Origin of the sequence: Bacillus sp. FSL L8-0199 (assembly GCF_038005705.1) — a bacterium.
GTDB classification, from domain to species: domain Bacteria; phylum Bacillota; class Bacilli; order Bacillales; family Bacillaceae_G; genus Bacillus_A; species Bacillus_A cereus.
Genome location: NZ_JBBOTS010000001.1, coordinates 1,634,510 through 1,652,271, shown reverse-complemented (window position 1 = coordinate 1,652,271; position 17,762 = coordinate 1,634,510). Strand labels below are relative to the sequence as shown.

The following is a 17,762-nucleotide window of genomic DNA, read 5'->3' as shown; positions in this document are numbered from 1 at the left end:
ATTATAATTTATTTCTGAATTCCTCACTTATGACAATATCTCGAATAAAGTAATCCATATTACTTAGAAGTTTTTCAAATGCTTTTTCACTCAAATTGTTCATCATAAAGACAATCTCAATCTTATTCCCTTTTTTATCAGTACCATAGAAACTATTTGTTAATACAAATGCCGTAGAACCACCTTTCTGTCCAGCAAATTCGAATATACCCTCTCCTACGGTTCCTTTAAATATATTCTCAACCTCACCTTGCATTTGTGGTGTAAAATAATTTCTGCTATTTATCTTTTCCAATAAACTCATGTAATCCTTCGCATTTGCACCTATAAACCGATCTGACCAAATACGCTGAAAATCCATATCGGCTTTTAACGATATCTCGCGTTTTGTCCATTCTTTCTCGTCTTTCATCCATTCATGTATTTGCCATACATGCTTAACATATTCATCATTAGACATATTACGTAGCTTGTCCAATGCTTTATTTTGAGGAATATGCAGTTCTTTTTCAACATAGCCCCTCATATATAATGCCCCTGTATACGTTGGATAAAATTCATCGTGACTATTTAAGCCTAACTCTTTCAAACTTTCATTTATCCGCGCTGCTCCAAGCTTGTCCAATAAATATGATGCATTCGCATTCGAACTATAATGGATCATTCCTTTCACTACTTCTTCTAAAGAAGTTTGACCACCCTTCACTAACTCTTTACCTTTTACATCATTTAGCCATGCAGGGTGTGCACCACCATCAGTATTTTTCACATAGTATTTTTCTAATTCTTTCAATGAAATTTTCTCGTCTTTTCTTATTTTCCCTTCAGCTACTTGCTTAGCATATTCAATTGCTATAACGATTTTCGACATACTTGCTAGCGGTAATTTTTCTTTTTCATTTATTGATGTCAATGTTTCACCATTTCTTTTAACAATTAAAGAAGTTGTTTTATCATCCTTATGTTCTTTTATGTAATTTAGCACATAATTAGAGTCTTCTTTGGAATTGACATATTCCTTCACTGAAAAGAAAGCTATACAGCCTACTATAGTAATTCCAGCTATAATTCCAACAACTTTTAATCCCCTCATGATACTCCCCCTAAAATAAACATATTATATATTATACTAAATAAATTTCCCTTTTTAAGTAATAATTAGATTATTTATACAAAAATACTTCTTTTCTTAAACAACAAAAAAACATGCCTTCATTAGGAAAGCACGTTTTGTGATATTCTTCACATTGTTTAGTTAAAAAATAAATGTTTACTTACCATGATGTAACATTAAATCACTAAGTTCTTCTTCAATGTGATTTAATTTCGCAACGCCTTCTTTCCATTTATGAATATAACGTGAAACCCCAACGAAAAACAAAACAATAATTGTGGAAAGAATAATACCATATACGATTGCTACAGTACTCATAGTTACACTTCCTTATAATTAGTAATGTGGTTATTAGTTATATTTTTATTATAAACCTTTTTCTTTTAAAATACTTCGATTTCAACTTTTTGTAACAAAATTGTTTTTTCTAACATTTCGTACGTGAAAATGGCATATTTTTCACAAATTATACAAAACTTCACCATATGTACTATTACCATATGAGTTATATTATTAAATAGAATAAAGGGGATGATATACTATGACGACTTGGTTTATTGTAATGTTAGTTGTATTTGGAGCATTTAAAATTATCGTTTCTAGCCTTCCTAACACTGTTATTGAATCCATTATTAGCAAGTACGAAACACATCCACAACTTGAAGAAGAGAATGTGACTATTACAATTCACGGAAATAACGTAGAAGGCGAACAGAAATCAAAAATTATTCATGATTTTAACGAAGGTTTATTTTTAGATCGCTATTATGCACCACCCCATAATGAGGGCACTCCTTTAATTATCAATGCAAAACGGGGTAAAAAAGATTTCACATTTTATATTTACAGTCATGAAGAGCATGTTGATGTTGTAAAACAATATAAAAAGAAGGTAGTTGCTTATAGTTTACGCTCTAAAAACCTTCAAAATAGTGATATGTTCGTGTCAGCTGACTTAGCTTAATACTCATATATTGGAAAAAGGAATCCACGAAATATGGATTCCTTTTTTCTCATTTACTGAAAAATAAGCTCTGTCTTCAAACTATCTTTCGGTAACAACCAGCCTTTTTTCTCTAAACTCGCCATTAATAATTCCCTTTGTTTTGTCGCAATACTTTCTTCATTTGTTTTAAATGACACTTCTATTACGAAGTCATCTTCTAATTTTCCGGTATTACTTAATGGCCAAATTTCAATATTTGCTTTTATGTTTTCAAACTCTCCTGTATATCGTTTCATTAATACAGGACCGTAAATACGGGAATTCTTTAACATTTCCTCTCCCCAATTTGTATACAACCATTTGTTCATTTTCCCTGGTAATTTTTCTATTAACATGTTTTGAGCAGCTTGTTCATTTGGTAAATCAAGTATCCCATATCCTTTAGCGCTGTAACTTTTCTTATTTGAAATGCTTAATGTTTTCTTCTCAAATCCCCAATCTATTTCCGCCTCATAACTATCCGTATTACTATCGAATCCTTCTTTTTTAGCTACTTCTAGTGCATCTTGAATTACACCATTTGGAATAGGATATCTTTTTTTATATGTTAGTTCAAAATCTTTACTAAATTCTTTCTTTCGAATTCTAGCAAACCAACCTTCCTCACTTAAACTTTTATTCGCAGTATCTAAAAATTGCACTTGTATTCTTTCATATTTTGTACCAGCCTGGAAATGTTCTAGCACCTCTTGCTTCATCTCTTTGTTATCACCTAATACTTGTTCTGGCTTCAATAATAACTTTACTTCAAAACTAGGTTTCATTGGACTAGCTGCAAACCCTTCCTTAACGTTATAAAGGAAACAACAAAAGAAAATGCTTACGAATACAAATACTTTTTTCATATACCTATCCCCTTTACATTTCAAATGACTTCTATACGTTCCATTGCAAGTGAATATACATTTTCATATCCTGCTGTACTTAGCTTTTGTTGTAATCGATCCGTATCCTCTTTCAAAGCGTGCACTAGCACCGTATGTTCTGGTAATAATGTATTTAACATCTCTTTAACGTCTCTTATACTTTGGTGAACTTTATACGGAACTCGCTTCACCCTACATGTACTCCTTACATGTTCTTTCATAACTCTTTCTGCAAAACTCCCTTTCGCAATATGCCCAGTAAAAATAATGGCATTCCGTTTTTCATTCCGAAGCTGTTCATAGTATAACTGTGCTCGTTTCGTTTGCATATTCGCATCGCTCATTACAACTATTCCGTAACTATTTTGCATACTAATGTCATTATCCATCACTATTATGCTTCTTTTTAAACTCTCCATAATCCGTTTAAGTTCTTCATTATTTTTTATCCAATCTTTATATATGAACATCTCTTCAAATCCAGCCAAAATTTCTTTATCTACTATAAGCGGAAATTCTTTATATCGTTCATATAAATACAATACTATATCTTGCGCCCTACCAAGTTGTGGCAGCGGTAATAATGCTATTCCTTTATTTTGCATAACTCGTTCAATTTCTGCACATAGATCGTCTAATCTTTCATTTTGCGAAACATCATCTGTGTGATAAGCGGCATCTACAATTGCAACTTTTATATTGTGGCCCAATTTCTCAGGTAAATTAGCTCGTAGTATATTAGACTCTGCTGAATAGTCGCCTGAATAAAATACGTATGTATTACACATATCAACTAAAAACCAAACAGCTCCTAATACATGCCCACTATACCCCCACTGAAACCGCAATGTAGGAGTAATTTGTATCCATTCATTTGGATTACTAATCTCATCAATACATACATAATTTAAATCTTTTATATGTTGGTCGCTATAAGGTAACTTCCACCCTTGCATCACATTATAGTTTCTCCATTTTTCATAATATAACGGCAGTTGCTCCTTCGTATAACGAGTCGTCCAAATTTTTTTCTTATATCCATACTTCGCCAATAAAGGTAAACCCATCGTATGATCTTCATGAATATGTGATAAAAATACCGCATCTAAAAATGGAACAGCTTCTCTCCCTATTTTTGGATAACCATCCTCATAAGATCGATTAATACCACAATCAAATAATATTTTCGTCTCTTTATTTTTTACAAAATAGCAGGAGCGACCGTACTCCCCTGCTCCTCCCCATACTTCCATTCTCATCATGCTACCCCTTTTCGTTTTTGCTCCATATGTTGCAGCAGTAATAAGCACATTGTTGTAAGTCCAACAGAAACAACGGCCATCGCCATTCCTATAGATACTTCACCCTGTTCAAATTGAGCAAAAATAAACGTTGCTGACGTTTCTACTGATGGAGGTAATACGAGAAGTGATGCTACTAACTCTCTTATTGAAATTGTAAATGTCATCGCCCATCCGGCAAGAATGCCTGGGATAATAAGAGGCAATATTATTTTTCTAAAAATATAAATATAATTTCCCGAAAAAATACTTCCTGCCTGTACGAGAGAATCATCAATTTGTCCGAGTGATGATTTTACATATTGCACCGTGTAAGGTAAAAACAGAACAACATACGTTATGATAACCATAATTGGTGTATTATAAATTGACATAGGCATATATGGTGAATTCCAAAATAGAATAAGACCTACAACCATAACGATTCCTGGTACCATATTCGGTAACATACCGCACATATCAAGCCATTTTTCAGAGTTTTTTTTCCCCTTTCGAATCATAAGTGCCAAAAAGACTCCAATAATTACCGCAATAATCGCTGTTACGAGTGAAAAAAGAAAACTATTCCATAAAGCCTCTAATCCCGGAGACCCTATTGTAAACAATGCCTCATAATGACTTGTTGTAAAGTTATTTACATGTAAACCGCCGCCTCTTAATTTTGAAAAAGAAGCAATAAGTATAGAAAAGTATGGAATTCCAATTGATACGATTAATAAACCAATTACATACATCCATGCTACAACGCGCGTAAATATAGACAAAGTATATCTTTTAGATTTCACACCTTTTCCACTAACCATTGCATATGAATACTTTCGATTCAATACATTTTGCATATACCAAATGAGCATACAAGCACTAAGTAATAAAGAAGATAATGCTGTTGCACTACTGAAATCAATTGGCCAACTCGAAATAAATTTATGAATTTCTGATGTTAACACGTGGAATCCTATTCTACGTCCGAATGTAGCCGGTGTTCCAAATTCAGCAATCGTCTTTACGAAAATGAGTAAAGCACCCATTACATAACTTGATACTAATAACGGCAATATTATTTTTCTTAAGCGATAGAAAAAACTTCCGCCATGAACTGCTGCAGCTTCTTCTTTACTACTCCCAATCTGAAGTAACGTGTTTTTCAGCATGAAATAAAGAAATGGGAATAAATGCAGACTCATAATTAATACCATACCTCCTAAACTAAAAAACGATGATGAAACTGTCTTTAGCATCGGGAAAAATTGTTCAAAATAGCCGTTAGGTTGCATGAACAAAATCCAGCCCATCGATCCAATATACGGCGGTGTCATAAATGGAATCATAAAAACAATATCTAACTTACTATACTTTCCTACATCTGTTTTGCTCATAATAAATGCCAATGGAAATGCAAATATTGTAGCACCTATTACAACGAGTACACCTAGAAGCATCGAATTTAGAAAAATCCCCGCTAATCCACCACTCTGCATCACTTCAAAAGGCTTTAAAAAATTCCAACTGCTATTTTCATATACACTAGAAAATAAAATAAGAAAAAGTGGAATGACGATTAACATCCCCACAAGTAATAACGCTACCGTCATTCCAACTTGTCTTACTGATACGAATCGATTTACCATGGAATCACCATCTTATTGAAATACTTTCTTAAATTGTTTCCCTATTTCATCTTGCTCTTTCTCAACTGTTTTCCAATCAATATTTAATACTGGAATCTCTTCTACATTTGGTCTATTTTCAGCTTTTATATCTGTTCTACCAGGCAATAAATACGCTTTAGAAACTTGTTTTTGTACATCATCGGATAATAAATAATCAATAAACTCTTTTGCACCTTCAACATTTTTACTATCCTTCATAATCCCCGCTGCACGTGGGCTAATAACTGTTCCGCTTTTTGGATATACGATATCAACAGGTTCACCCTTTGCTTTTGCGCTATACGTCATATAATCAACACCCGCAATGACCATATCTTTCGCACCTGTTACAACTGGGTCTAACGCTTCCTGGTTTGCTCCTGCTACTGTAACTTCATTTTTCTTAAGCTGCTCAAATAAATTCCATCCATCTTGTCCATTCTTTTTCACGTATCCTGTTACAAAGTCTAAAGCTGAACCTGAAAGTGCTGGATCTGGAAGATTCACTTTCCCTTTCCATTCTCCTTTCGTTATATCGCTCCAATCTTCAGGCGCCGTCTTCACATTTTTTGTATTGTACACAATCCCTAATGCTGAAGCACTATACCCGAAATAATGGCCTTTATCATCTGACCATTCAGAACGCAGCTTATCAGCTTGTTTCGCCTCTTTATAAGCTAACGTTTGACCCTCTTTCTTTAATCCTTCCATCGCTGGTAAGGAAGCGAGTACGACAACGTCAACGACTGGATTTTTCTTTTCAGCTTCCATTCTCGCTAAAATTTTACCAGTTGTCCCTTGAAACATTTCCACCTTTATACCAGTTTTCTTTTCAAAGTCTTTTTGAATTTTTTCTGCTAACCCTTTTGGCCCTGCACTATATACAACAATTTTCTTTTCATTCATATTTTTACTTTTTGCATCTGCATTACCTGTCTTTGAACTACAACCTGTTACTACAGTAGAAAATAGTAAAGTACATACAAATAAAGACTTAAGCGAACTGAATTTCTTCATACGATTCTCCCCCTATATGATGAATACATTTTTTTGGTACATATAACGATACTGGTTTCCCGATGCTTAGCTTACTATTGTGATAGGCTGTCCAGATGCCTAAAGTCCCCATATTTACTTTCACTTCATAACGTTCTCCTACATATGTAACATGCTGAATTTCACCTGTATACATTTCGCACACATCATTTTTTGTCCAACTCACATGCTCTGGACGAATCATTCTTTTCCCCTCTACAAACCAATTCGCCTTACCAACAAATTTGGCAACAAATTCATGAGACGGTTTCACATAAATATCTTCCGGTGTTCCTTTTTGTAATACTTCTCCTTGTTTCATGACAATAATTTGGTCTGACATTGACATTGCTTCTGTTTGATCGTGAGTAACATACAGTGCAGTTAAACCAATGGAATGAACAATATCCATAAGCTCTATTCTCATTTCTTCTCGCAAAATTGCATCGAGTGCACTTAGCGGTTCATCAAACAAAATAAAATGAGGTTTTGTTACAATTGCTCTAGCGAATGCGACACGTTGTTGCTGTCCACCAGAAAGTTCGTGCGGATACCTTTTCTCCATACCTTGCAGACGAACTCGCTTTATCGCATCCTCTACTTTTTCTCGTAAATGATTCATTTGCTTTGTAGCTCTTAAACCAAATGCAACATTTTCAAAAACAGTCATGTGCGGCCATAAAGCAAAATCTTGAAATACCATACCGATATTCCGTTCATGAGGAGATGTCTTTATCTTTTTTGTAGCAGAATACATGCACTGGTCTCCAAAATATATTTCTCCCTTATCCGGTTCTTCAAGTCCTGCTATCATTCTAAGTAAAGTCGTTTTCCCACATCCCGAAGGTCCTAAAAGTGTAGTGAATTCCCCTTGTTTCATTACAATCTGCAACGGCTTTAACGCTTGTGTTTTACCAAATGTTTTTTCTAATCCATTAATTTTAATATCCATCGTCTCACCTCTCTCCCCTCATTCTTAACCTGCTTTCATTCTATATGGAAGATTTATACTGAATGTTAATGTACTGTAAAGATTAAATTAAAAAACTTCTAATAAACTATTTATTTCTATAGATTTTTTCTATAGTTAAAATAAAAAAGGCGGCATCATAATGAATCTCTTAAAATTAGAAATTGTAGTACTTATTAAGAAATACAAAAAGCTTACAATCGTTGCAGAAAAACTTGGCGTTAAACAACCAACTATTACTTTTCATATAAAAAGCTTAGAAGAAGAACTCGGTGTGTCTTTATTTGAATTACGTTCTGGAAGGTATTTCTTAACAGAGGCTGGTGAGGCTTTGCACCATTATGCTTGTAAAATAGATGCACTTATGAAAGAAGCTAGACGTGTCACGCAAGAGTTTAAAGATTTTCATAAAGGTGCTATAACAATCGGCGCTAGTTATGTACCAGCGACTTATCTTTTGCCAGCAGTCGTTCATCAATTTCAATGTGAATTTCCCAATATAAAAATAACGCTACTAGTGAAAACAGCCCCTGAAATTCGAATGATGCTACAAAATCACGAAATCGATCTTGGGATAATTTCCGCTGCTCCATTTGATGAACCACTTTTAAAACAAACGAATATAATGCCCGATACACTTGTTCTTGCCTTTTCCAAAGAACATCATTTTTCAAAGAAAGACAATGTATCGTTACAAAATATAGAAAAGGAACGCATACTATTGCATCGTAACCCATCTACAACAAGAGATTTACTTACACAATGGACGTTAGCGCATAACATTACATTCCAATCAGAAATTGAATTAGACTCATTAGAAACGATGAAACAAATTTTAAAATATGGTAATGGAATTGCCTTGATTTCTAAACTTGCTATCGAACAAGAAATACAACGAAATGAGCTATGCTATATACCAATCCCTGAATTTGAATTTCAGCGTAATATTTATACGATTCATCATGAGGACAGATGGAATTCTAAAATCATTTCTTTTTTACTACAGAGCATCACTTCATTTGCAACAAAAAATTAAAAGGCTGTCGTTATGCACGACAGCCTTTTAAACTATAAATCTATTTATTTTTCTTTGCCTCAATTTTTGCTTGCGCCTCTTCAGCCTTATCTAATGCTTCTGATACTTTCTTCTCTTTTTCTTTCACTTCATCTATACTATCGACAGCTTTAATAATTTTATCGATTCCTTCTTCTTCTACCTTTCTACGCTTTGCCACTCTTTCATTTACTTTCTCTTCCACATCTTTTGCTTTTTGAAGCATATTCTCTGCATTTGATGTTACAGCTTTTTCAAGTGCATCGTCTTTTTTCATTTGTAACACTTCATTTGCAATGTCTTTCGCTTCTAAATACTTACCGTCTTTTAATGCTGTTGCTCCGTGATCCATTTTCTCAGCAACTTCTTTATATGATTTGGCTTCATTTCCTGATTTCTCTTTTTCTGCTTTTTCGAACCACATTGTTGCATCACTATACTTTTCATCTTTCAATGATTGCATACCTGTTTCAATATATGTGTCATAATTGCTACATCCAACCATTACAACTAATAGAAAAAGCATAACAAAACTTAATTTTTTCATGCTGTTGTCTCCTTTTCTTTGCAAGCTCACTTTACTTTAACACACATGAAAAAGAGTTTCAAAAACTAAAATACTAATTTAGTCATTTTTATAATGATAAGTCAAATTTTTATTATTTTCTTATTTTTAAGCGGACACATCTAGTTGTTTTTTCGCCATATGTTGCTTTACTCCAACTAATACAACTAACAATAAACCCCCGCCTATTGTCATCATAACAATGCTAGTTGGCAACATATCTAATAGTAGTCCATATACAATCATACCAAGTGGTGCGATTGCAGTCGCAATTGTTTCAAGTAGGCCAAACACACGCCCTAGGTAGCTCGGATCTGTCGTTTTTTGCATATGTACTTGCATTGGAATGTTTACAATCATAATTGCTATACCAGTTAACATCATAAAAGCAATATAGTAAATAAAACTTGCTACTTTTGGAATGATAACTAACAACGGAAAGACTGTACATAAACTTAAACCTGCAAACAAAAACAGTCCAGTATAAATTGAACGAAACGGATTATTCACTTCTTTACGCACCGATAAAGCAATCGCACCAATTAACATCCCGACTGCTAACATTCCCTCTACAGTACCAAGTTGCTTTGAAGATAAATGCAATGTATGTACGATAATGTATGGAAGTGCAACGGTTAGACCACACGCAAAAAAGTTTACCCACAATGCTATTTTCATTAAACCATATATTTCATGTTTTCGTTTTATATATGAAAAACCTTCTTTTATACTCGTCAAGAAATGCTCTTTACTCTCAGCCACTTCTTTTTTATATAAATCAAATACAATAAATAATTGCAAAATAACCGCTAAAAAGAATGTAATGCTATTCAACAAAAAGAACGACTGAATTGAAAAGAAACCAAATACAACTCCGCCAATAATCGGCCCTAAAATATTTGATAAAGAAGCCGCCGTTTGATTTAAAGCACTCGCTTTTTGAATACGTCCTTCATCTACTAAACTCGGAATAGACGAAGTTAATGCAACGGAATAAAAACTTGCACAAATTGATAATAATGCTGCTGAAATATAAATAAAAAGAAGTGATGGTCCAAATATAGTAGCAAGAATAAACATACTAAGCATCGTTAAACTACTTAATAAATCAGTACCAATGACAAGCCATTTTCGATTGACGCGATCTGCTACAGCACCAGCAATTGGACCACAGATCATCCTTGGAAGTGATCCGCAAACGAGCGTAGTTGCAAACCCCATCCCTGAACCAGTAGTCTTTAATACGTATAACCCCATTGCGAACGTATAAATACCTGCGCCTAATAAAGACGTCATTTTTCCAATCATCATTAAAATGATGTTTCTCGTTGCAATCTTCATTCTTGAATCATGTTGTCCTATACTTATATCTCCCATTTTTGACTCTCTCCCCTTAAAAGTTAAATTGTGTTAAACTTATTATATAATCAACTTTCCGATTTTCACAACATAAAGTTAAATATAATTTAACTTTTTAAATATAAAGGAGCAATAATATGGCAACTCTCGGCGAAAAAATTAAAGCATTAAGAAAAGAAAAAAAGCTTACACAAACAGAGCTGGCAGGTTTGGAACTGACAAAAAGTATGCTTAGTCAAATTGAAAATGGAAAAGCTACACCTTCTATGAAAACATTACAATATATTGCGGAAAAACTTGAATGTGAAATGAGCTTTTTATTAGAAGAAGATGAAGGAGAAATTGTGGAACTCATTCAAAAAATGGAGCCATTAATAAAAGCAAATAAATGCGATGAAGTATACAAGACTTTACTACCTATCGTTCAAACAGAGCTACCTTCTACTTTAAATACAGCTCGCTTATACAAACAATTTGTAACTGCTGCGACGATTATGAAAGATTACAACATTGAATCTTACGTAGAAAAAGCTGTTTCTATTTTTGAAAAATATAAGTTATATCGCGACAGTACAGAAACAAAATTAAAATTATCTTTTGCGATATTCACGCGTAAAAAGTATGCTGAATGTTTACAACTTATATATTATATTAGAAATGATTATGAGGAAAAACATTTAGAAATGGATCTCATTATACATATCGAGTTATGTTTATATGAAGCCATCATCTTACTAGCATGTGGCGATTATGAAAAATGTGAAGAAACGATATTAGAAGCACTCGCATTTTCAAAAAAGCATCAAGTGTATTATAAAACAGATGAATTTTACCGGATTTTATCTTACCAAAAAGTCATTACAGCTGATAAAGAACAATATTTATATTACATAAAAAAATCTGAGCAATTTGCCATTTTTACAGAAGATATTCTATCCATCGCAATTATTGATATTTTAAAAGCTTACTATTACAACACAATTACTAATGAATATACAATCGCATTAAAACATCTAGAACAATTTCGAGAAAAACTAAAAGATGAGCCAATTTTTCAAGACGATGGACTGTACTATCTTGAAAAAGGAAAGGCTTTGTACGGATTAAAACGTTACGAAGAAGCTTTACAAGCATTGCAACGTGGTATTATACCGGATTATATGAACCATCCACTGGATCAAGCGTGGCTTACAACAGCAGGTGCATATCGTGCACTTTGTTACGTCAAACTAAATGATAAAACAAGAGCTCTTGAAGAAGCAACAAAAGCAAATGAAATGATACAATCTTATCCAGATTCTATTTTCTCTGCATTTATTAAAGAAACATTACAAATAATACAAAAACTTTAAGAATGTCTCTAAATGGTATATTATTCCTCTTTTTTAGCAAAGATAATAATGATGGGAGGAATATAAATGAATATACAACGTGCAATAGAGCTTTCTATGTCAGCAGAACAAGCCAATGTCAATTTTCAAGGCATGCCTGTTATGATTCAACACGTCGATGAAAGCAATGAAACCGCCCGCATATATGAAGTAAAAAACCCAGGACGCGAATTAACTGTTCCAGTTAATAGCTTAGAGGAAATATAAGAAATGCCACTTCTCTTTTGAAGTGGCATTTTTCTTCTTTCAGATTACTTATTATAAATTTCTTCTATCCTTTATTTTACATGAGCTGAAAAAATAAGAATTTTCTACTTCTTTTCTTTTTGTGACCTGCTAAAATACAAACTATGGATTAATTATTCGTACTATACATTAAGGGGGAAAAATAATGGCATCTAATTTAGAAAAAAACAAGCCTTATTATGCAGTTATATTCACTTCTAATTTATCAAATGATACAACTGACTATAATACCGTTGCCGAAGAAATGGAAAAACTCGCAAAGCAACAACCTGGATTTTTAGGTGTAGAAAGTGCACGAGGTAATTCTGGGCTCGGAATAACAATTTCTTATTGGGAATCACTTGATGCAATTGAAAATTGGAAAAAGAACACCTTACATAAAGAAGCGAAAAAAAGAGGTCGTGAGCACTGGTATGAAAACTTCCACCTGCGTATTTGCCTTGTTGAGAAAGAATTTAAGTTTCATAGAGGCGATTTATAACTATGAAGAAAAAAGTAGCTCTCGTTATTGTTCATGAAATATATGGTGTGAACGACCATATGCATCACGTTACCCAGCACTTTACTTCATCTCATATAGACGTATTCTGTCCTAATCTTCTACAATTACAACATGCATTTCATTATAGTGATGAAGAAAAAGCATATGAACATTTTGTAAATCATATTGGATTTGATTATGGAAAAAAGCAAATTGAAGAATTCATTTCTCATCTTTCTAGTAGTTATACACATATTGGACTTATCGGCTTTAGTGTTGGAGCTACCATCTCCTGGCTATGTAGTAACAATCCGAAAATTGATTTTATTATCGGATGTTACGGTTCTCGTATACGTGACTATATTCATATAAAACCAACATGTGCTACCTTACTTATTTTCCCTGAAAAAGAATCTAGTTTTTCAGTATCCTCTTTAATTCACACATTGCAGCAACAAAAGAATCCTTTATTAGAAATAAAACAACTACACGGTGAACATGGATTTCTAAATCCGTACACTGAAAAATATAACGAGCACTCTACAAAACAAGCATACAATTTAATAGATTCATTTCTTGTAAAGTGAAACTTCAATCAGTGGGGTGGGTTAATACTCCACTGATTATTCCCCCTCACCAATCGGGCTGTTAATGCGTGATAAAAACAATCTTATAAAGGAGATTTTTCAACCGCCTCTACTTACAATCTATTATCGTTTGCATTTTATTTTTTACTAATTGGATCTTATATGTAACAACTTTTTATTCGCTACTCCCCGCAAAAGTTAGTGAGTTCCTATTCCTACCCATTTGGTTTTTCCTTTGTATTTTAGGTTTTATAACTTTCTGGCGCGAATGGGGAATAATCGTGTATTCTCAATATGTATCGGTTTTCTTTCCTTGACTAGTTTTTTATTTGGGTTATTGTTGTTAGTTCTTTCGGGGATGTAATAGAAGAAGGAAGAAAAGCCAACTTTCAACTTTTCTTCCTTCTATGTTTACCTTTAGTTTTCACTGTCACTGATTCACAAGGTGTATAATATATTTGAGGTGTCGCCTTATCAACAAACATCATAAACGTAATAAAGCCGATAATAAAGAAAATAAATAACGTTAACAAAATTGCTCCTATCGTTAAAAGTATCATAACACCACCCCTATATTTTTCATGTTATTACACTTTTCGCTATGATATGAGCGTAATCCTTTTTAGAAAAGGAAACGTAACAAAATAATCACAATCACTCCCGTTAATACTGTACCTAATAAACTACGAGTATATATCGCTACAAGAAATGTTGGAATTGCTGCAATAAGATAATCCCACTGCATCGTTTCATGCATAAATAAAACTTGTGCTAAAAGCGCTGCTAATATCGCAATTGGTATGTAATTTAACCATTTTAAACCCCAGTCAGGAATTTGTAGTTTGCTAAATACAAGTAGAGGTAAAATACGTGGCACGAGTGTAACAGCTCCTGCTGCTAGTAAAAGTAATAATACATCTAATCTCATTTCCATTTTTCAATCAACACTCCAATCGTCGCAGCTAGTAAGGTTGCGATAATAACCGCTATACTATTTGGCATAAATAGGTGTGAAACGTATGCGATAATAATCGCTACAATTGCAACACTTAAATGAATTGCTAGTTTCGGTTTACTACTTATGAGCTGAAGAACAAATAATCCGATAAACATCGCTGGTAATGCATAATCCATGCCGTATGTATGTGGATCTGGTATCCACTCACCAAATAGCCCGCCAATGATAGTAGCAAGAATCCAATTTAAATACGCTGTTACATTAAGCCCTATCATCCATCTTTCACCTAAATATCCTTTTTGCGCAGCATGCTGCACTGCAACGCCGAAAGTTTCATCTGTAATTTGCGAACCGATGATTAAGTTTTTAAATAGAGGAATTTTCGTAAAGTACGGTGCAAGTGCAGCACTCATAAGAAGGTGGCGCAAGTTAACAAAAAATACAGTAAAAATAATTGCGGAAGCAGGAGCACCCGCTGCATACATACCAGCTAATATAAATTGGGCAGAACCTGCATAAATTAAAGTGGACATAAACGCAATTTCAATGATGGAGAAACCAGCTGTTTTTGCAATTACACCAGCTGCTATACCGATGCTCAAGTAACCAAATACAGTTGGTAAACAATCTTTTACTCCTTGCTGAAATGTATCGTCACTCTGCAAAGCTACATGTGCCTGAGCTTTACTCATCTCTATCATCCTCCATTCCTTCTAAAGTTCGTTTTCCTGTTACGACATGAACTAAATCTATATTTTCACGCCATAACGTATCTAACTTATCAGCTCCAAATTCCTTTGTGATTTCTTCAACCATAATATCGTGCCGCACATACTCTGTAGCAACGAGAACTAGCGCTGGGTCATACGTTGTAACGGCCCATGAAGTGCTATCATTTGAGAAGTTCGCAATTAATACTTCCTCTCCATCACGAGCAATAACAGTTAAATGACCACCCATTCTCTTTTCAACAACGTGGGGCGTCATATAATTATGATGAAACGTCGCTCCTATTTTTGTTTCTGGAGCTCCAAATAAGATTGAAAATATATGTACGCCTTCCTCTTCCTTTTGATGAATGTATGGTTCAATTTCATGCACTTGTTCTTCCCATACAGAAACCCATAACTCTTCCTTAGCTCTACTAATTATATTGCATATTTCTTTCAAAACACGATCATTTGAACGAATATGCGAAATTACATCTATTTGTCGCTCTTGTTCTAAACAATTTAATTTCTCATCTAAAAATTCAAAGGACTTTTCAAAGTCTTTTCGCATTCGATTCATTAATTCGGTAGCTGGTACTGGTACATATTTAACTGGTTCAGAAGGTACAATATGCACTGCTCCTTTATCCATTAACTTACCGAGTACCTCGTAAATCATAGAACGAGGTACTCCTGTTTGTTTACTCACTTCATAGCCCGTTACTGGGGAATGTTTTAGTAGTCCAATATACGCTTTACATTCATACTGAGAAAATCCTAACTTTTGTAATTCCTTTATAATTTCATCCATCGGTAACCCCTCACAATCTAAATCGCCCTTACTTCAAAACGACGATTTTGCTTCCCTTTACTTTTTACTTTATCAATAACAAGTGTTCCTATTTCACTCGTATTTTTCACATGTGTGCCTCCACAAGCTTGTTCGTCTAAATTTTCAATTGTAACAATGCGGATTTCTTGGATAGTAGTTGGCAGGAGATTTATTGCTGTTTTAATCATTCCTACAGCATTTTCTGCTTCTTCGCGGCTCATATAACGAGTGGAAATTTCTTTATTTTGCTTAATAAGTTTATTCACTTCCTCAACAATTTCTTCTACTTCCACGCTCGATAACTCTTGTAACTCATTAAAATCGATACGTGCTTTATCAGGATAAATTTGATTTCCAGTGCATAGAGCTCCATACTTTTCATAAACAACAGCTCCGATAAGATGCAGTAAAGAGTGATGACGCATTAAATTATGACGCCTTTCCCAATTTATCTCTAATTTAACTGGACCTAACTTTACTTGTGCTTCATCTTTTATATAGTGAACTATTTCTCCTTGCTCCTTCTTTACTTTTTCAACTTCAAATACAGACCCATCTTGTACAATGACACCCGTATCACATTCCTGTCCTCCACCAGTTGGATAAAAAATTGTTTCTTTTACAAATACTTTATTCCCTTCTACTCTTATCACTTCTGTTTCGCAACTCGTTTTGTATGCATCTTCTAAATATAATGCCGTTGCCATACTCTCACCTCTTTAGTAGTTATAGTTATACCTACTAATATAAAAAAGAAGCTCCATAAAGTCAATTGATAATTCTGAAATTTAAAATTAATAAAAGACTCCTTTATTAGGAGTCCACTATCTCAATATTTCATTCGCTTCTTTTTCATAAATTTTATCAAATGACGTCATAACACGCTGTGATGCTTGAATCATCTTTTGATCTGTCATAAGATCTGCCATCTCTTTCGTCATATCTACATTTGAATTTTCTAGCATATGATTTTTTACTATTCCTGTTCCGTTCGGTAAATTAGCAATGTTTCCTTCTGCTAGTGTAAAGCTTTTGTTTTCACGTTGCACGAGACGTGCATTCGTTTCTGCATCTACTGTTTTTGTTTGTAACTGTGCAATTACTATTCTCTTAATATCTGGTTTTTGCAAAGTTCCATCGTTAACTTCTCTATAAATTTCTCCATTATTAGATACGAAGAATTCAACATTTTCTGGAATACGAATACGCTCATTATTAACATCCATCACATAAGCACCTGAAGATGTTTGTAAATAACGATCACTATTTAATGTGAAACTACCATCTCTCGTTAAAAACGTTTCATCATTTTTAGAAGTAACGAAAAATGATGTTGTGCCGGCCGCGCCGTCATCTAAAAAGAAATCTGTAGCGCTATTTGTCATTTGTATATTTCCTTGTACTAAATTCACATGCGTCGCAGCTGGTACTACAGCGTAATCGACCGAACCGATATTTGTTACCGCCCCATCTCCGCGGCGATATGTGTCTTGTACATCAAATACTTTAGACGTCATATTTTCTGCTTTAAATCCTGTCGTTTGAGCATTTGCAACGTTATTCGAATGAACATTAATGCGCTGCATGTAATTCATCATGCCCATAGAACCTATATAAAGACCGTTCATATTCGTTTGA

Annotated in this window: 22 protein-coding genes and 1 pseudogene; 7 read left to right on the top strand and 16 right to left on the bottom strand. The window is 33.9% G+C overall.

Going from position 1 to position 17,762, the window contains the following annotated elements:
* Position 1: 1 nt before the first annotated feature.
* The 3 genes from NST86_RS08670 to NST86_RS08660 all read right to left on the bottom strand — a co-directional run bounded on the left by NST86_RS08670 (position 2) and on the right by NST86_RS08660 (position 1,614).
* The gene (locus tag NST86_RS08670; protein WP_016117533.1) at positions 2-1,093 is read right to left on the bottom strand and encodes a serine hydrolase; all 1,092 of its coding nucleotides are present in this window, start codon (positions 1,091-1,093) and stop codon (positions 2-4) included.
* A gap of 177 nt (positions 1,094-1,270) precedes the next feature.
* Positions 1,271-1,432, bottom strand: a complete 162-nt coding sequence (locus NST86_RS08665) for a hypothetical protein (protein ID WP_000108701.1) — start codon at positions 1,430-1,432, stop codon at positions 1,271-1,273.
* Positions 1,433-1,497: 65 nt separating this feature from the next.
* On the bottom strand, positions 1,498-1,614 hold the full coding sequence (locus tag NST86_RS08660; RefSeq protein WP_080119190.1) for a multidrug transporter MatE: 117 nt from the start codon (positions 1,612-1,614) through the stop codon (positions 1,498-1,500).
* 41 nt (positions 1,615-1,655) lie between these two features.
* Between NST86_RS08660 and NST86_RS08655 the strand changes: the two genes are divergently transcribed.
* Positions 1,656-2,078, top strand: a complete 423-nt coding sequence (locus tag NST86_RS08655) for a YfmQ family protein (protein WP_000214603.1) — start codon at positions 1,656-1,658, stop codon at positions 2,076-2,078.
* A gap of 53 nt (positions 2,079-2,131) precedes the next feature.
* Here the strand turns inward: NST86_RS08655 and NST86_RS08650 are convergent, their stop codons facing one another.
* Genes NST86_RS08650 through NST86_RS08630 form a run of 5 tightly spaced genes read right to left on the bottom strand, consistent with a single transcriptional unit; the run spans position 2,132 to position 7,923 of the window.
* Positions 2,132-2,965 carry a hypothetical protein gene (locus tag NST86_RS08650; protein WP_000755309.1) on the bottom strand — a complete coding sequence of 278 codons (834 nt, stop codon included), beginning with the start codon at positions 2,963-2,965 and terminating at the stop codon, positions 2,132-2,134.
* 20 nt (positions 2,966-2,985) lie between these two features.
* Positions 2,986-4,248, bottom strand: a complete 1,263-nt coding sequence (locus NST86_RS08645; RefSeq protein ID WP_033693830.1) for an MBL fold metallo-hydrolase — start codon at positions 4,246-4,248, stop codon at positions 2,986-2,988.
* Positions 4,245-5,915 (bottom strand): ABC transporter permease, encoded by a 1,671-nt coding sequence (locus tag NST86_RS08640; RefSeq protein WP_086423767.1) that lies wholly within the window; start codon positions 5,913-5,915, stop codon positions 4,245-4,247. Before NST86_RS08640 ends, NST86_RS08645 begins: the two co-directional genes overlap by 4 nt.
* A 12-nt stretch (positions 5,916-5,927) precedes the next feature.
* Positions 5,928-6,953 (bottom strand): ABC transporter substrate-binding protein, encoded by a 1,026-nt coding sequence (locus tag NST86_RS08635; RefSeq protein WP_000714717.1) that lies wholly within the window; start codon positions 6,951-6,953, stop codon positions 5,928-5,930.
* Entirely contained in the window at positions 6,931-7,923 is a 993-nt protein-coding gene (locus NST86_RS08630; protein WP_016117529.1) for an ABC transporter ATP-binding protein, read from the bottom strand. The genes NST86_RS08635 and NST86_RS08630 overlap by 23 nt, the downstream gene beginning before the upstream one ends.
* Positions 7,924-8,083: 160 nt before the next feature.
* Here NST86_RS08630 and NST86_RS08625 point away from each other — a divergent pair, with 160 nt between their 5' ends.
* The gene (locus NST86_RS08625) at positions 8,084-8,977 is read left to right on the top strand and encodes a LysR family transcriptional regulator (RefSeq protein ID WP_001050594.1); all 894 of its coding nucleotides are present in this window, start codon (positions 8,084-8,086) and stop codon (positions 8,975-8,977) included.
* Positions 8,978-9,017: 40 nt separating this feature from the next.
* Here NST86_RS08625 and NST86_RS08620 read toward each other — a convergent pair whose 3' ends face one another.
* The gene (locus NST86_RS08620; RefSeq protein WP_016117528.1) at positions 9,018-9,542 is read right to left on the bottom strand and encodes a DUF4398 domain-containing protein; all 525 of its coding nucleotides are present in this window, start codon (positions 9,540-9,542) and stop codon (positions 9,018-9,020) included.
* 126 nt (positions 9,543-9,668) lie between these two features.
* The gene (locus tag NST86_RS08615) at positions 9,669-10,937 is read right to left on the bottom strand and encodes an MFS transporter (RefSeq protein WP_000502481.1); all 1,269 of its coding nucleotides are present in this window, start codon (positions 10,935-10,937) and stop codon (positions 9,669-9,671) included.
* Positions 10,938-11,056: 119 nt separating this feature from the next.
* Between NST86_RS08615 and NST86_RS08610 the strand changes: the two genes are divergently transcribed.
* The 5 genes and pseudogenes from NST86_RS08610 to NST86_RS08590 all read left to right on the top strand — a co-directional run.
* A complete protein-coding gene (locus NST86_RS08610) occupies positions 11,057-12,271 on the top strand; it encodes a helix-turn-helix domain-containing protein (RefSeq protein WP_016117527.1) in 1,215 nt (404 codons plus the stop codon).
* 66 nt (positions 12,272-12,337) lie between these two features.
* Entirely contained in the window at positions 12,338-12,517 is a 180-nt protein-coding gene (locus NST86_RS08605) for an H-type small acid-soluble spore protein (protein ID WP_001025731.1), read from the top strand.
* Between the two features lie 184 nt (positions 12,518-12,701).
* A complete protein-coding gene (locus NST86_RS08600) occupies positions 12,702-13,037 on the top strand; it encodes an antibiotic biosynthesis monooxygenase family protein (protein ID WP_000157878.1) in 336 nt (111 codons plus the stop codon).
* A gap of 2 nt (positions 13,038-13,039) precedes the next feature.
* Positions 13,040-13,624: a dienelactone hydrolase family protein gene (locus NST86_RS08595; RefSeq protein WP_000730923.1), complete on the top strand. Its 585-nt coding sequence runs from the start codon at positions 13,040-13,042 to the stop codon at positions 13,622-13,624.
* 95 nt (positions 13,625-13,719) lie between these two features.
* Positions 13,720-13,988, top strand: a pseudogene (locus NST86_RS08590) (hypothetical protein); the annotation flags it as partial.
* Between the two features lie 25 nt (positions 13,989-14,013).
* Here the strand turns inward: NST86_RS08590 and NST86_RS08585 are convergent.
* From NST86_RS08585 to NST86_RS08560, 6 genes are all read right to left on the bottom strand, one after another.
* A complete protein-coding gene (locus NST86_RS08585; RefSeq protein ID WP_000602236.1) occupies positions 14,014-14,184 on the bottom strand; it encodes a DUF3951 domain-containing protein in 171 nt (56 codons plus the stop codon).
* Between the two features lie 62 nt (positions 14,185-14,246).
* A complete protein-coding gene (locus NST86_RS08580) occupies positions 14,247-14,558 on the bottom strand; it encodes an AzlD domain-containing protein (protein WP_000425943.1) in 312 nt (103 codons plus the stop codon).
* Positions 14,549-15,274 (bottom strand): AzlC family ABC transporter permease, encoded by a 726-nt coding sequence (locus tag NST86_RS08575; RefSeq protein WP_000030481.1) that lies wholly within the window; start codon positions 15,272-15,274, stop codon positions 14,549-14,551. Before NST86_RS08575 ends, NST86_RS08580 begins: the two co-directional genes overlap by 10 nt.
* Complete coding sequence (locus tag NST86_RS08570; RefSeq protein ID WP_000343362.1) at positions 15,267-16,103, bottom strand: TrmB family transcriptional regulator; 837 nt, start codon at positions 16,101-16,103, stop codon at positions 15,267-15,269. Before NST86_RS08570 ends, NST86_RS08575 begins: the two co-directional genes overlap by 8 nt.
* Before the next feature lie 17 nt (positions 16,104-16,120).
* A complete protein-coding gene (locus NST86_RS08565) occupies positions 16,121-16,831 on the bottom strand; it encodes an alanyl-tRNA editing protein (protein ID WP_000179557.1) in 711 nt (236 codons plus the stop codon).
* Positions 16,832-16,948: 117 nt separating this feature from the next.
* Positions 16,949-17,752 carry a flagellar basal-body rod protein FlgG gene (locus tag NST86_RS08560; RefSeq protein WP_001013939.1) on the bottom strand — a complete coding sequence of 268 codons (804 nt, stop codon included), beginning with the start codon at positions 17,750-17,752 and terminating at the stop codon, positions 16,949-16,951.
* Positions 17,753-17,762 lie beyond the last annotated feature (10 nt).